The 14,543-nt window shown below is 68.9% G+C and carries 15 protein-coding genes; 9 read left to right on the top strand and 6 right to left on the bottom strand.

Annotated features, from left to right (window positions below; translation table 11 throughout):
• The first annotated feature begins 63 nt into the window (after nt 1–63).
• The 5 genes from EV193_RS18410 (at nt 64) to EV193_RS18390 (ending at nt 3,851) form a co-directional block, all read left to right on the top strand.
• Nucleotides 64–1,476: an NAD(P)H-quinone dehydrogenase gene (locus tag EV193_RS18410; RefSeq protein WP_130345421.1), complete on the top strand. Its 1,413-nt coding sequence runs from the start codon at nt 64–66 to the stop codon at nt 1,474–1,476.
• A 50-nt stretch (nt 1,477–1,526) separates the two neighbouring features.
• On the top strand, nt 1,527–1,709 hold the full coding sequence (locus EV193_RS18405; protein ID WP_130345420.1) for a hypothetical protein: 183 nt from the start codon (nt 1,527–1,529) through the stop codon (nt 1,707–1,709).
• 133 nt (nt 1,710–1,842) lie between these two features.
• Complete coding sequence (locus EV193_RS18400) at nt 1,843–2,361, top strand: hypothetical protein (RefSeq protein ID WP_130345419.1); 519 nt, start codon at nt 1,843–1,845, stop codon at nt 2,359–2,361.
• A 134-nt stretch (nt 2,362–2,495) separates the two neighbouring features.
• Nucleotides 2,496–3,107 carry a class F sortase gene (locus EV193_RS18395; protein ID WP_130345418.1) on the top strand — a complete coding sequence of 204 codons (612 nt, stop codon included), beginning with the start codon at nt 2,496–2,498 and terminating at the stop codon, nt 3,105–3,107.
• Between the two features lie 48 nt (nt 3,108–3,155).
• Entirely contained in the window at nt 3,156–3,851 is a 696-nt protein-coding gene (locus EV193_RS18390) for a hypothetical protein (RefSeq protein WP_130345417.1), read from the top strand.
• Nucleotides 3,852–3,925: 74 nt separating this feature from the next.
• Here EV193_RS18390 and EV193_RS18385 read toward each other — a convergent pair whose 3' ends face one another.
• A complete protein-coding gene (locus EV193_RS18385) occupies nt 3,926–4,516 on the bottom strand; it encodes a TetR/AcrR family transcriptional regulator (protein ID WP_130345416.1) in 591 nt (196 codons plus the stop codon).
• 121 nt (nt 4,517–4,637) lie between these two features.
• Here EV193_RS18385 and EV193_RS18380 point away from each other — a divergent pair, with 121 nt between their 5' ends.
• Nucleotides 4,638–5,285, top strand: a complete 648-nt coding sequence (locus EV193_RS18380; RefSeq protein ID WP_130345415.1) for a peroxiredoxin-like family protein — start codon at nt 4,638–4,640, stop codon at nt 5,283–5,285.
• 22 nt (nt 5,286–5,307) lie between these two features.
• On the opposite strand, the gene EV193_RS18375 is transcribed toward EV193_RS18380, so the two are convergent.
• The 3 genes from EV193_RS18375 to EV193_RS18365 form a co-directional block, all read right to left on the bottom strand.
• Nucleotides 5,308–6,468, bottom strand: a complete 1,161-nt coding sequence (locus EV193_RS18375) for an outer membrane protein assembly factor BamB family protein (RefSeq protein ID WP_165401404.1) — start codon at nt 6,466–6,468, stop codon at nt 5,308–5,310.
• Nucleotides 6,469–6,723: 255 nt separating this feature from the next.
• Nucleotides 6,724–8,238, bottom strand: coding sequence for a glycerol kinase GlpK (glpK, locus tag EV193_RS18370; protein WP_130345413.1), 1,515 nt, complete (start codon nt 8,236–8,238; stop codon nt 6,724–6,726).
• A 192-nt stretch (nt 8,239–8,430) separates the two neighbouring features.
• Entirely contained in the window at nt 8,431–9,177 is a 747-nt protein-coding gene (locus tag EV193_RS18365) for an MIP/aquaporin family protein (RefSeq protein WP_130345782.1), read from the bottom strand.
• A 222-nt stretch (nt 9,178–9,399) separates the two neighbouring features.
• Between EV193_RS18365 and EV193_RS18360 the strand changes: the two genes are divergently transcribed.
• Both EV193_RS18360 and EV193_RS18355 read left to right on the top strand, forming a co-directional pair.
• A complete protein-coding gene (locus EV193_RS18360; RefSeq protein WP_242613489.1) occupies nt 9,400–11,142 on the top strand; it encodes a glycerol-3-phosphate dehydrogenase/oxidase in 1,743 nt (580 codons plus the stop codon).
• Nucleotides 11,143–11,184: 42 nt separating this feature from the next.
• A complete protein-coding gene (locus tag EV193_RS18355) occupies nt 11,185–12,138 on the top strand; it encodes a pirin family protein (protein WP_242613521.1) in 954 nt (317 codons plus the stop codon).
• Here the strand turns inward: EV193_RS18355 and EV193_RS18350 are convergent.
• Both EV193_RS18350 and EV193_RS18345 read right to left on the bottom strand, forming a co-directional pair.
• Nucleotides 12,135–12,923, bottom strand: a complete 789-nt coding sequence (locus EV193_RS18350; RefSeq protein ID WP_130345411.1) for an ESX secretion-associated protein EspG — start codon at nt 12,921–12,923, stop codon at nt 12,135–12,137. The two genes, EV193_RS18355 and EV193_RS18350, sit on opposite strands and share 4 nt — an antisense overlap.
• A 48-nt stretch (nt 12,924–12,971) precedes the next feature.
• The gene (locus tag EV193_RS18345) at nt 12,972–13,481 is read right to left on the bottom strand and encodes a GNAT family N-acetyltransferase (RefSeq protein ID WP_130345410.1); all 510 of its coding nucleotides are present in this window, start codon (nt 13,479–13,481) and stop codon (nt 12,972–12,974) included.
• Between the two features lie 349 nt (nt 13,482–13,830).
• On the opposite strand from EV193_RS18345, the gene EV193_RS18340 reads away from it, so the two are divergent.
• A partial coding sequence (locus EV193_RS18340) for a DUF222 domain-containing protein (RefSeq protein ID WP_130345409.1) occupies nt 13,831–14,543 on the top strand: 713 nt, incomplete at its 3' end.

Genomic DNA, 14,543 nt, shown 5'->3' with positions numbered 1-14,543 from the left:
GCGGGAAAACCGCCAGCGTACGGTTGTCCGCGAAGCGGTGACGGCGCGGCAGGAGGACGCACAGTGACGCGGATCGTGATCATGGGCGGCGGCCCGGCGGGCTACGAGGCGGCACTCGTCGCCGCGCAGCACGGAGCCGAGGTGACCGTGATCGAACGGGACGGCGCCGGCGGCGCGTGCGTGCTGTCCGACTGCGTGCCGTCGAAGACCTTCATCGCCTCCTCCGGCGCGCGCGCCGCCTTCCGGGACGCCGACGAACTGGGCATTCACCCCACCGGCGACGCCAGCGTGGACGTGCCGGTCGTACACGGTCGGGTGAAAGGGCTGGCGCTCGCGCAGTCCGCCGACGTGCGCTCCCGGCTGCAGCGCGAGGGCGTGAACCTGATCACCGGCACGGCCCGGTTCTCCGACGACAACCTGGGCCTGGCCGCGCACGAGGTCACCTTCACCGCGCCGGATGGCAAGTCCGAGGAACTGGCGGCCGACGTGGTGCTGATCGCCACCGGCGCGACCCCGAGGATCCTGCCCGACGCGCGGCCGGACGGCGAGCGAATCCTCACCTGGCGGCAGATCTACGACCTGGCCGAGCTGCCCGAGCACCTGGTGGTGATCGGCTCGGGTGTCACCGGTGCGGAGTTCGCCTCGGCGTACACCGAGATGGGCGTGAAGGTGACGCTGGTCTCCAGCCGGGACCGGGTGCTGCCGCACGAGGACGCCGACGCGGCCGCGGTGCTCGAGGAGGTCTTCACCGAGCACGGCACCACGGTCGTGAACAACTCGCGCGCCACCAAGGTGGAGCGGGTCGGCAGTGGCGCCGATGGGGGCGTCGTGGTGCACCTGCAGGGCGGCGGCACGGTCGAGGCGAGCCACGCGCTGATGACCGTCGGATCGGTGCCCAACACCGAGGACCTCGGGCTGGAGACGGTCGGCATCGAGCCGGGGCCGGGCGGGTTCATCTCGGTGGACCGTGTGTCGCGCACCAGCGTGCCCGGCGTGTACGCGGCCGGCGACTGCACCGGCGTGCTGATGCTGGCCTCCGTCGCCGCGATGCAGGGGCGGATCGCGATGTGGCACGCGCTCGGCGAGGGCGTGGCGCCGATCAAGCTGAAAACCGTGGCGGCCAACGTGTTCACCCACCCGGAGATCGCCACCGTGGGCATCAGCCAGCAGGCGATCGACTCCGGCGAGGTGCCGGCGCGCACGATCATGCTGCCGCTGGCCACCAACGCGCGCGCCAAGATGCAGGGCCTGCGGCGCGGCTTCGTGAAGCTGTTCTGCCGCCCGGCGACCGGTGTGGTGATCGGCGGTGTCGTGGTGGCGCCGACGGCCAGCGAACTGGTCATGCCGATCGCGCTGGCGGTACAGAACCAGCTCACCGTCGAGCACCTGGCGCTGACCTTCTCGGTGTACCCGTCGCTGTCGGGTTCGATCACCGAGGCCGGCCGCCAGCTCATGCGCCACGACGATTTGGACTAGCCCGAAAACGGGGTGTACCTGGCGCCGCTTGATCCACCATGATCGGCGACATGACACCTGCGGACCTGAGCCGCCGTGACGTCCTCCGGGCCGGCGGGGTCATCGAGTACCAGCGGCTGCTCCAGCACGCCGACGCCGCCAGCGGTCCCGAGGGGGAGCACACCAGGGTGAACAGCGACGAACCCTGGTGGCACCAGCCGGAATGGCCGCAGCCGGTCTGCTGCCAGAGCTAGGGCCGCGTCACCGGACTGTCCGCCGGATGGGTGATCCGGGGCCAGCGGGCAACCTCGAGCATGGCCGAAGCGTCCTCTGAGTACCACCACAACGCCAAGCTGTGGCGGCGACCCTCTTCGGGGAGAGGTAGCCATGAACCGAGCACTGCGTGCCGCGGGTACTGGACTCGCGGGCATCACTCTGGTTGTCGCTGGTGCCGTGTCCGTTGCGGCACAAGAGGATTCGTCCACGACGACGACCACGCCGAAACCGACGACCACCACGTCGAAGCCGACCACGACGACCAGTTCGTCGCAGCCGGGCCCCGATCTGGTGTGGCTGCGGCTGTCGGCATACAGCGGCTACCCGGGTGAGAAGGTGTCCGTCGCGGCGGCGTGCGATCGCGGCGAGGTGTCACCGCTGACCGCGGTCGCGCTGCGCCAGACCGAGCCGTTCGGCTCGAACCCTGACGGACACCAGCCGTGGGCCTTCTTCGCCGAGACGGTCATCAAGGACGTGAAGCCGGGGTCCTACCCGGTGTCGTTCCACTGCGGCGGTGACCCGGTGACCCAGCACTTCACCGTGCTGGAGCGCAAGCAGGGGACGCAGGTCAAGGAGATTCCCCAAGGACCGGTGGACACCGGCGGTGGCGGGACGGCCACCATCGGTTGACCACCCCGTGTGGGCTGCTCGCTGGTGCCGCCCTCGCCCCGGCGAGCAGCCCACACTTCTTTCGTGGCAACCGTTTCCGTCGTGACGGCGTGTTAACGGTGTTCGGTCGTCAGGCCTCTCGACGGAGGTGCCCGGTGCACACACGGTTTCTCATCGCGTTAGCGGTCCTTTGTGGACTGTTATGCGCCGCGTGCTCCACACCGCCGGCCGAGTCGGGTCAACAGGCGCCGAACACGTCGGTGAGCCAGCAGGCTTCTCCGCCGCAAGCCGCTCCGCCGTCCTCGGACAAGGTGCTGCCCAAGTCGGAGCCGGTGTCCGTGGAGATCGCGAAGATCGGTGCTCGTTCGTCGCTGGTTCCGTTGGGGCTCAACAAGGACAAGACCGTTCAGGTGCCGCCGGTGGAGCAGCCCATGCAGGCCGGTTGGTACACCGCGGCGCCCACGCCGGGTGAGCGCGGGCCGGCGATCATTCTCGGGCACGTCGACGGCAACAAGCAGCCGGGAATCTTCTTCCGGCTGCGTGAGATGGCGCCCGGCGACGAGGTCGTCGTCGCGCGTCAGGACGGGAACACCGCGCGGTTCCGGGTCACTCGGGTCGACCAGGTGGCCAAGGCGGAGTTCCCGACGCAGGCCGTGTACGGGGACACGGCCGGCGCCGAGTTGCGGCTCATCACCTGTGGTGGTGTGTTCGACAGGTCGGCTCGCAGCTACCAGGACAACATCATCGTCTACGCGCAGCTGACGTAGAGGGATTGCGGGACAAGGGAAATCCAGGGTGTACCACGGGAGGAAGACGTGAGAACCAAGACCATCACGCTGGTGGCGGTGTTCGTCGCCGTGCTGGCGGGCCTGTTGATCAGCGGCACCGCGTCCGCCACAAGACCGCCGAGCCTGATCGCCAGTCCGGTGACGGTGAAGCCGGGCGGCATCGTGCAGTTCAAGTCGTACTGCCCGGCACCGAATCCGCCGGCCAGCGCCGTGAGCTCGTCCGGCTTGGACGGCGCCGTCACGATGCACCCGGCCGGCAACGGCGAGTACGCGGGCCAGGGCAAGGCGATCGGCCAGGCCGGCACGTACACCGCGAGCATCAAGTGCCCGGACTGGACGAGCCCGGTCACCGCGAAGTTCACCATCGGCGGATCGAGCGAGGACTGTTACCCCGAGCCGGGCTCGACCGGTTCCTGCGGCTTCATCTCCGTTGTGCCGCAACGGGTTCAGGCCGGTGACAAGGTCGAGGTGAACGCCGGCTGCCGCAACGACGCGAACGCCAAGCCGGCCTCGTCCGCACTGCGCGACTTCGCGCTGACCAGCACGCGGCACTGGAGTGCCACGGTGACTGGGAAGTCGGGCACGCACAGCGTGTCGGTGAAGTGCCCGGAGCGGACCTACTCCGCGTCGTTCACCGTTTCTGGCAGTGACACGAAGCAGGCGCCGACCCAGGTGGTCGAGGTGCCGGTCGGCGGGGTGGAGACCGGCGGCGGCATCGTGTGACCGAGTGACCACGAGACGGGCGCACCCACGCGGTGCGCCCGTTTTTCGTTGTGGCACAAGGGAAACGCGGCCGGTCAGAGATCGCGGGCCAGCTGTGCGAGGGTGACGGTGACGGCGTGGTGGAGCGTGTCGGCATCGGCTCCGGCGCGGGAGCGGAGGTTGACACCGTAGGCGAGGAGCGTCAGCACGTCGGCGGCCTCGGCGGTGATCCCCTCGGCCACCTGGTCCTGGTGGCAGGCGGTGTCGAGTGCGTCGCGCAACGCGTCCCGCAAGTACTCGAAGTGCTGGTTCAGCAGCGTTTGGACGGCCGGGTCCGCGCACTCGGCGCCGGCGTGGGCGTTGACGATCATGCAGCCCCAGCCGGCATAGGCGCCCGAGCAGCGCGCCTCGATCAGCTCGGCGAAGAATTCTCGGATGGCGGGCAGTCCCCGCTCGTCCTGGGCGAGTCGTCGCAGCGCCGGTTCGGCGCGCACGCGGACGTAGCGGCGCAGGGCGGCGAGGTAGAGGTCTCGCTTGTCGCCAAAGGTGGCGTAGAGGCTGGACCGGTTGAGCCCGGTCGTGGTGGCGACGGCCTGGATCGACGTGGTGGCCGCACCGCGTTGCCAGAACAGCTCCTCGACGCGTTCCAGGGCCACGTCCGGGTCGAAGTGCTTGATGTCGGGCATGACCGGCTCCCCGGGTTCTTGGAATGACGATTCCAAGATAGTCCTTGACGAGCGCCCCTCCGCACTGACATCTTGGAACGGACATTCCAAGATGATCCTGACGGCGAGAGGGCCGCACGAGATGAGTCTCCGCGACGAACTACGCACCCTGTACGAGAACGGCCACCTGCGACTGCCCGCGGATGTCCGCGAAACCATGAAGCGGGGCGCGCACGAGCTCGCCGACTCCGGACTGTCCGAGCACGCACTGGGCGTCGGCGCCGTCGCCCCGCGATTCAGCCTTCCCTCGGCCACCGGCGAGCACGTCACGCTGGACGAACTGCTGACCCGAGGGCCCCTGGTGCTGACCTTCTACCGCGGTGCCTGGTGCCCGTACTGCAATCTCGCCTTGCGGGCCCTGCAGCTACACCACGACGCGATCCGTGAACGCGGCGCGCACCTGGTGGCCGTCTCTCCACAGGTTCCCGACGAGTCCCTCTCACTCACCGAGAAGCACGAACTGGACTTCGACGTCCTCACCGACATCGGCTCCGACACCGCCAAGCAGTACGGCATCGCCTTCGACCTCTCCGACGAACTGGGCGCGCTGTACGACCGGCTGGGCTTCGACCTCCAGCACGTCAACGCCGGACACGCGCGCACCCTGCCGCTGCCCGCGACCTACGTCATCGACACCCACGGAGTGATCCGCTGGGCCTTCGTCGACACGGACTACACCGTGCGCGCCGAACCCGCCGACATCCTGGCCGCGCTCGACGGGATCCGTTGACGAAACGGCCCGGGGCAGTTGCTCACCGCACGATGCGGTGTATCGCGATCGGGCCGACACCCGACGGCTGCTGGACAGCCACGTACGTGTCGGACACCGCGGCGGTGCCGAGCATGAGGAGCTTCTGGCTGAGTTGGTTACCCTCGCGATCGACAATTGTCGTTCCGTGCGGGTGCTTCCCCATCGGGAAATCGGTGAGAAAGATCCGTCCTGCCCAGATGCCGTCAATCCGGCCTGCGGTAACGGTTCTGGCCGAGATATGGACCCTGCCCTCGTCGGCTCGAACGGATCGAAGGTCGTACTGGTAGGCCGGTGCCGACCTGTCTCGCACGGCACAGGCGACGATTGTCCGGCCGTCACCCCCACATGCGTCCGACGGCGCCTCGCCGAGATCGGCGATCTCCGTGCCGGTGCGCGCGTCGAGCACGATTACGCGGCGTGCCTCGTACTTCGCGTAGTCGGTGTGCACCAGCACCAAATGACCTGCTGTCGCGATCGGCCGCGCCTTCGGGTACCTGGCGCCCAGGTCCCACCGTTGCGTACCGGTAGCCGAGTCGACACCGGTGATCGCGCCGGCCTGGTCGTCGAGGTTGCCACCCGCGGTCTCGGGTGTGGGCCGCAGAGACACCACAGTGCCACTGGCCACGGCGTAGGGAATCGATCCGATGTTGTCCCAGATCCGCTTGCCGGTGGCGATGTCGATCGCGACCGTCGCCCTGTCGGCATTGGAGCCGCGCCACGTGAACACCGTCTTGTCGTTCGCCGCCATCGCCGTCAGGGACCCGTCGATCGGGGACGTCCACAACACCTGACCGTCTTGTGCGAGCAGCGCCTGACCACGCGCCTCGACCAACCCGTAGGGCTTCGTGGGGAAACCGAACACGACCAGGACACCCCATCTCCCACCGGGAAGATCCACGGTCTTGATCGCCCCGGTCGACACGAAGGCCTCGCCCTTTCCGCTGCGGAGGCGCTCGCCTTCGCGATAGGACCACAGCGGCTTTCCGATCGGGGCGTCGACGACGGCGAGCGCGGAGGTTCTGAGGTCGTCGCCTGTGCCGAAGAGGATCACCGTGTCCCCTCGGATCTCCGGCCTGGTCGCGAACCGCTGGTGGTAGCCGATCTTGAGCGGAATGGAGTCGCTGTCCCACAGCGGCGATGGGTCCACCTTGATCGGTTCCAACGTGGGTGGCTCGACGTGCTGTCGCGGGGGCGGCGGCGCCGGCGTCGCGGACGATGACGACGGTTCGCCGCCCGTGCACCCGGCTACGAGAACTGCGGCCGCCGCGAGGCACCCCACCAGTCGACTTCGCATCGTCTTCCTTCCCTCCGTCGGCGGGGACGCTAGCTCGCCGGTAACGAAGGGGAGGGTGGATTTCGATCAGAATCAAAGAACGGCCCGGCGCTCGCGCGCCGGGCCGTTGTCCACTGTGGACGGTCAGTCCTCGGACTCGACCCAGTCGAAGGTGCGGGTGACGGCCTTCTTCCAGCCGGCGTAGAGCTTCTCCCGGGTGGCCTCGTCCATCGCGGGGTTCCACTGCTTGTCCTGCGCCCAGTTGTTGCGGATGTCGTCCTCACTGGCCCAGAACCCGACGGCGAGGCCGGCGGCGTAGGCGGCACCCAGCGCGGTCGTCTCGTTGACCACCGGGCGGATCACCGGCACGTCCAGAAGATCAGCCTGGAACTGCATGAGGGTCTCGTTGACCACCATGCCGCCGTCCACCTTGAGCGATTTCAGCGGCACACCCGAGTCCGCGTTCATCGCCTCGATCACCTCGCGGGTCTGGTACGCCGTCGCCTCCAGTACGGCCCGTGCGAGGTGGCCGCGGTTGACGAACCGGGTGAGCCCGACGATCGCGCCGCGTGCGTCGGACCGCCAGTACGGTGCGAACAGACCCGAGAACGCCGGCACGAAGTAGCACCCGCCGTTGTCCTCCACCGACTTCGCGTCGGTCTCGATGTCGGCCGCGGTGGCGATCATGCCGAGGTTGTCCCGGACCCACTGCACCAGTGAGCCGGTCACCGCGATCGCGCCCTCCAGCGCGTACACGGTGTCGTTCGAGCCGATCTTGTAGCACACGGTGGTGAGCAGGCCGTTGTCGCTCATCACCTTCTCCGTGCCGGTGTTCAGCAGCACGAAGTTGCCTGTGCCATAAGTGTTCTTGGCCTCGCCGGGGGTCAGGCACGCCTGCCCGAACGTGGCCGCCTGCTGGTCGCCGAGGATGCCGGAGATGGTCACACCGGCGAGCGCACCCCGCTCGCGGACCTTTCCGTACTCCTCCGAGGACGAGCGGATCTCGGGCAGCATCGACATCGGCACCCCGACCTCGGCGCAGATCTCCGGATCCCAGTCCAAAGTGGACAGATCCATGAGCAGTGTGCGGGACGCGTTGGTCGGATCGGTGACGTGCACCCCGCCGTCCGGTCCGCCGGTCATGTTCCACAGCACCCAGGTGTCCATGTTGCCGAACAGCAGCTCGCCGGCCTCGGCCCTGGCCCGCGCGCCCTCGACGTTGTCCAGGATCCAGCGGATCTTCGGACCGGAGAAGTAGGTGGCCAGCGGGAGGCCCACCTTGGACCGGTAGCGCTCCTGGCCGCCGCCGAGCGCGCCGAGATCCTGGCAGATCTTGTCCGTACGGGTGTCCTGCCAGACGATCGCGTTGTACACCGGCTTGCCGGTGGACTTCTCCCACACGACCGAGGTCTCGCGCTGGTTGGTGATCCCGACCGCCGCGATGTCCGGCGCGTGCAGGTCTGCCTTGGCGAGCGCACCCGCGGTCACCTCGCGGGTGTTCGTCCAGACCTCCTCCGGATCGTGCTCCACCCACCCGGCCCTCGGGAAGATCTGCTTGTGCTCCTTCTGGTCGACCGCGACCACTTCACCGGAATGGGAGAAGATCATGCACCGCGTGGACGTCGTGCCCTGGTCGATCGCCGCAACGTACTGAGCCATTTGTTCGCGCCCTCTCTCTTCGTTCTTGGTTTGCCGCCCTCGCAGGTCGACCCAGCCGGGCGCGCCCAGGTGGATGAGCTACAAGGCGGCGTTCGCGACTCGTATTGGGCATACTCGAGCGGGCGCCAACGCCGTAGATCGCCGCCTGGGCGTGCCCTACGTGAGTTCCACGCAACTCAAGCACGACCTTCATTACGTGACGATCAGGTACAGGAGGCCGGCGAGCAAGCCGCCGAGCAGCGGGCCCACGATCGGCACCCAGGAGTAGTTCCATTCGGGGGAACCCTTGCCCTTGATCGGAAGCACGGCGTACGCGATACGTGGCCCGAGGTCACGGACCGGGTTGATGGCGTACCCGGTCGGGCCACCGAGCGAGCTGCCGATGCCGATCACCACGAACGCGACGGCCGCGTAGCCGAGTGCGGAGTTGCCGAATTCGATCGAGCCGGCTCCGACCTTCGCCCCCGGCGAGAGCAGGATCCAGGCGACGAGCACGAACGTGCCGATGACCTCGGTGACGGTGTTCCACAGGTAGTTCGGAACGGTTGGACCGGTGCAGAAGATCCCGCGTGTGTTCCTCGGCTCGTCGTGCGTGTCGAACTGCAGCTTGTACGCCGCCCACGCCAGCACCGCGCCAAGGAACGCGCCGACGATCTGCCCGATCAGGTACGCGGGAAAGTTGCCCCAGCCACCCATCTTCGCGTCCGCGTCGGCCAGTGCGACACCGAGCGTGACGGCCGGGTTGAGGTGCGCCCCGGCCGGCGCCGCGATGCTCGCACCCACGAACACCGCGAAACCCCAGCCGATGTTGATCAGTAACCAGCCGCCGTTGTTTCCGAGCGTCTTCTTCAGCACGACGTTGGCCACCACACCGACGCCGAGCAGCGTCAACATGGCCGTGCCCATCATTTCCCAGAGGATGATCTCGCCGAAGTTCAGGTTCACCACCGGTCTCCCTCGCGCGTGACGGAGGGGCAGGCGACCGACCTTCAGCCAGGGGACCGGCGCCGGTGCCTACCCTGAGTGAGGCGGGACGCTACGGGACGGAAGGTCAACTGTCTACGGCCCTGGTACCCGAATGGTCGACGCGGCGAGGGGTAGTCGATCACGTTTGGAGGTAGCGTGGTCGAGGTCAGCTCCTCGAGCACACGGAGGCGGGACGTGGCGAACCGCAAGCCCTCCACACCGGACCCGATCACCGGCCGGCTCGGTGACGACGAACGCGAGCTGGCCTGGCGCCGGCTCGGTGAGGAGACGTTCGACGTCGTGGTGATCGGCGGTGGCGTCGTGGGCGTCGGTACCGCGCTCGACGCGGCCACCCGAGGCCTTCGGGTCGCGCTGGTCGAGGCGCGCGATCTCGCGTCCGGCACGTCCAGCCGGTCCTCGAAGCTGTTCCACGGCGGCCTGCGCTACCTGGAACAGCTCGAGTTCGGCCTGGTGCGCGAGGCGCTGCGGGAACGCGAGCTGATGCTCACCCGACTCGCCCCGCACCTGGTGAAGCCGGTCAGCTTTCTGTACCCGCTGGCGCACCGGGTGTGGGAACGGCCGTACACCGCGGCCGGTCTGTTCCTCTACGACACGATGGGCGGCGCGCGGTCGGTGCCCGGCCAGAAGCACCTGACCCGGGCGGGCGCGCTGCGCATGGTGCCCGCGCTCAAGCGCAACGCGCTGGTCGGCGGGATCCGGTACTTCGACGCGCAGGCCGACGACGCGCGGCACACCATGACCGTCGCGCGCACCGCCGCGCACTACGGCGCGGTCGTGCGCACCTCCACCCAGGTGGTCGACTTCGTGCGCGAGGCCGACCGCGTGTCCGGCGTGCGGGTGCGGGACTCGGAGGACGGTCGCGAGACCACGGTCCAGGCCAACGCGGTGATCAACTGCACCGGCGTGTGGACCGACGAGCTGCAGCGGCTGTCCGGTTCGCGCGGGCGGTTCCGGGTGCGGGCGAGCAAGGGCGTGCACATCGTGGTGCCGCGCGACCGGATCGTGTCCGAGTCCGGGCTGATCCTGCGCACGACGAAGTCGGTGCTGTTCGTCATCCCGTGGCGCAATCACTGGATCGTGGGCACCACGGACACCGACTGGAACCTGGACCTCGCCCACCCGGCGGCCACCAAGCGCGACATCGACTACATCCTCGAGCAGGTCAACTCCGTACTCGCCACGCCGCTGACGACCGCCGACATCGAGGGCGTGTACGCCGGACTGCGGCCGCTGCTGGCCGGTGAGAGCGAGTCGACCTCGAAGCTGTCCCGCGAGCACGCGGTGGCTCGCGTGTCGCCCGGCCTGGTGGCGATCGCCGGCGGGAAGTACACGACCTACCGGGTGATGGCCGCCGACGCGGTGGACGCCGCCGCGCCCGACCTGCCCGGCCGGCTGCGGCCGTCGATCACCGACCAGGTGCCGCTGCTCGGCGCGGACGGCTACCACGCGCTGGTGAACCAGGCCGATCAGCTCGCCGCGCGGCACGGGCTGCACCCGTACCGGGTGCGGCACCTGCTGGACCGCTACGGCTCGCTGGTGCACGAGGTGCTGGGGCTGGCCGACGGTCACCCGGAATGGCTCAAGCCGCTGGCCGGCGCGCCGGACTACCTCGCCGTCGAGGCGGTGTACGCGGCCAGCCACGAGGGCGCCCTGCACGTGGAGGACACGCTGGCGCGGCGCACCCGGATCTCGATCGAGTACCCGCATCGCGGCGTGGACTGCGCCAAGCAGGTGGCCGAGCTGATGGCCGAGGTGCTCGGCTGGGACGACGCCCGGGTCGCGCGCGAGGTCGAGGTGTACAACGCGCGGGTCGAGGCCGAGCGCGACTCACAGTCCCAACCGGACGATCAGGCGGCTGACGCCAGGCGCTCCGCCGCACCCGAGGCACGTCCGGAGATCATGGAACCCGTTAGCTGACAACGGTTTCACTCTGTCCACAGTGGAGGCGCCGTGAGCGACATGCAGGTCCGTCCACAAGAGACGGTGTGCAACGCGACCGCGACGGCGGACCCGGTGCACGAGGTGCTGGAGCCGCGCGAGGTGCAACTCGGCCCTCGGACGATCATGGTGGACCGGCTCCTGCCGCACCGGGACCGGCGCATGATCGGCGCGTGGTGCTTCCTGGACAGCTACGGCCCGTTGTCCGTCCGCGGTGGACCGGGCATGCGGGTGCCGCCGCACCCGCACATCGGCCTGCAGACCGTCACCTGGCTGGTGTCCGGCGAGGTGCTGCACGCCGACAGCGTCGGGTCCCGGCAGCTCGTGCGGCCGGGCGAGCTGAGCCTGATGACGGCGGGACGGGGAATCGCGCACGCGGAGGAGTCACCGGCCGCGCCTCCGCCGGAGTTGCACGGCGTGCAGTTGTGGGTGGCGCTGCCGAACGAAAGCCGTGACGTGCCACCGAGTTTCTCCCACCACGCCGATCTGCCGGTGGTGCGCGACGGTGGCGCGGAGATCACCGTGATCGTCGGCTCGGTGGGCGATGCCCGGTCCACCGCGCGCATGTTCTCGCCGATCGTGGGCGCGCAGATCGATCTGGCCGCCGGCGCGTCGGTGCGGCTGCCGCTGGACCCGGCGTTCGAGCACGGCGCGCTCGTGCTGCGCGGATCGTCCACTGTGGACGGTGAGGGGCTGGTCGCCGGGCCGCTGCTGTACCTCGGGACCGGGCGGACCGAGGTGGAGCTGGCGGCCGACGAGCCGGCTGTGGTGCTGCTGCTCGGCGGCGAGCCGTTCGCCGAGGAACTGGTGATGTGGTGGAACTTCGTGGCCCGCGACCACGACGAGATCGTGCGGGTGCACGAGGAATGGGAGCGCGGCGACGAGCGGTTCGGTGACGTGCCCGACCACGACGAGCGGCTGCCCGCTCCGCCACTGCCCACCACTCGGCTGCGGGCGCGCCCCCGCGCGCGCTAGCGTTCCGCGTTGTTGACGTTCTCCTCGTGCAGTTGGGTGATCTGCTGCAGCATGCGGCGCGGGTCGGCCGGCGAGATCGTGGTCCACGCCTCGCTGGACACGGATTCCTTGCGCGCCTGGAGGTAGCGGCCGCCTTCCTCGGTGTCGTAGAAGCTGATCACCCGGTCGGCGCGGTGCCGGCTGCCCCACGAGTCGCGCGCGGCGCTGCCGAACTGCCCCTGGGCGAGCACCTTGCCGAACATCGTTTTCAGCGTCTCGACGTCCTGGGCGCGCACACCCCTGGCGCGCAGCTCCTGCTCGAACTCCTGCGGCGTGGCGGCCTGGGCCACGGCGGCGAAGTCCTCCGAGCGCAGGGTCACCGAGGCGCCGGGGCCGGCCGGCGTCTGCGGCAGCAGGGCCAGCGCGTGCCTCGGCAGGCCGGTCACGTCCGCCTCACGCAGCGCGATCTGGCCGTGCTCCCAGGTGGCCTGCACCGCGCGCCTGCCGTCGGTGGCGATGATCGCGCGGAGGAGGTGGCCCACCCACAGCCGCGCGTCGATCTCCCGCTTCGGCTGGAACAGCAGGCGCATCAGGTCTTCGAGCCGGTAGTCCACGTTGGACGGCACGCCGAGCCCTCGGCGGCCGAGCTCGTCCCAGGTGGCGCGCTCGATCTGTTTGCGTTCGTCCCAGGTCGCGCCGGGCGAGGCGACGTCGAGGATCAGCGGCGTCTCGTCGAGGTCGAGGTGCTTCCAGAGGACGTCGAACTCGACCTCGGAGATCGTGATGGGCTCGGTGCTCGTGATCATGTGTTGGGGGCCTCCCTTTCCCGCGTTCCAGCCTACTGACGCCGGCGGTCAGGCGGACTTGAACCAGTGCACGAGGTGGTTCTCGGTACCGTTTCGGGTGAAGCCGAGGCGTTCGGCGATGGCGGCCGAGGCGTCGTTGCCCGGCGCGTGGCGGTAGTAGACCTCACGGAGGTCCAACGCGCCGAAGCCGAATCGGATGATCGCGCCGAGGCACTCGGTGGCGATTCCCTTGCCCCGGGAGTCGGGGTGCAGCCAGACGGAGGCGTCCGCGGTGCCGGCGGTGAGGTCGAGTCGCTTGAGGCCGACCTCGCCGAGGAGCAGGCCGGTGGTGGGCTCCGCGATCGCCCACGACAGGCGGGTTTCGTCCGCCCACTGCTCGGCGCGGTGCTCGACGTACTGGCCGGCGGCGGTCAGGTCGGTGATCGTGAATCCGGGGGACCAGTCCCGGAACACCGGGTCGGTGAAGCCCTCGACGATCCTCGGGCGGTCGTCGAGGCGGTCGTCGGCGCGGAGTGCGCGTAGGTAGTACGCGCCGGCGTTGATCTCGATCGGGTCCACGGGTTCACGGTAGTCGGCTGGTTCGCGAGTTCCGCGCTGTGCACTGGTGAGTTCCGCGCTGTGCATCGCGCGAGTTGCGCCGTCGTGGCTTTGAGTCGCATCGTTGTTGTGGCTTGGGGTGTGGCGGCGCGGAATTGTGCGGGCCGATTCTCACAAGTCAAGGGCGCCTTCGGCGTCGGCTTCGCCGACTCACCCCTTGGCGGGGTTCGCCCTGGACTTGTGAGCCTCGATCGGCCCTAAGGCAGGCGACATCGGGGCAGGCCGGGGGCCTGCCCCGAATTGTCCGCGCCGCCACCTTGCTCCCATTGTTCACCCCATAGTGGCCGATCATTTTCGGTAGAATCGAGGTATGAGGGGACAACAACTACTCGACGAGCTACACGCTCGCGAAATAGCGATCCGAAAACAACAATTCGAACAACTACGGCTCATCAAGAAGATAGAGGATGAAGGCATCGCTAGGGAAATGGGCGCCTACTCCACGCCGGTGTTGTTGCGCGGCCGACTACGCATCAGCCCGGCCGACGCGCGACGGCGGGTGGAGGACGCCAACGCGTTGTTCGGCTCCGCGACGTTGACCGGACAGCCGATCGAGCCACGGCTCCCCGTGACGGCACAGGCACTCGCGGACGGGACGATCAGCCGCGATCAAGTGCACATCGTGCGCACCACCCTCGACAAGCTCCCGGTCGAGCATCACCCCGAGGTCGAACAGCGGCTCGTAGAAGAAGCCACAGTCTTCGACCCCGTGAAACTCGGGCAGGTGGCCACCCGTATCCGAGCACACCTACAGCCCGAACAGGTCGTCCTCGACGAACAACAAGCCCGCAAACGCATGGAACTGTCCATGGTCGACGACACTGACGGCATGATCATGGTGCGCGGCAGGTTGTCACCCGAATGCGCCGAAGTGTTGAAAGCCGCGCTGTCGCCGCTGGCCAGGCCCGCTGGGAAAGACGACACCCGATCCGCCGCGCGGCGGTGGGCCGAGGCGCTGGTCGAACTTGCGAATCGGGTGCTCGACTCGGACACGCTCCCGCAAGACGGTGGACGGCGACCGCA

Source organism: Herbihabitans rhizosphaerae (assembly GCF_004216555.1).
GTDB classification, from domain to species: domain Bacteria; phylum Actinomycetota; class Actinomycetes; order Mycobacteriales; family Pseudonocardiaceae; genus Herbihabitans; species Herbihabitans rhizosphaerae.
The sequence above is the reverse complement of the archived record's forward strand: the minus strand, read 5'-3'. Positions and strand labels throughout refer to the sequence as shown.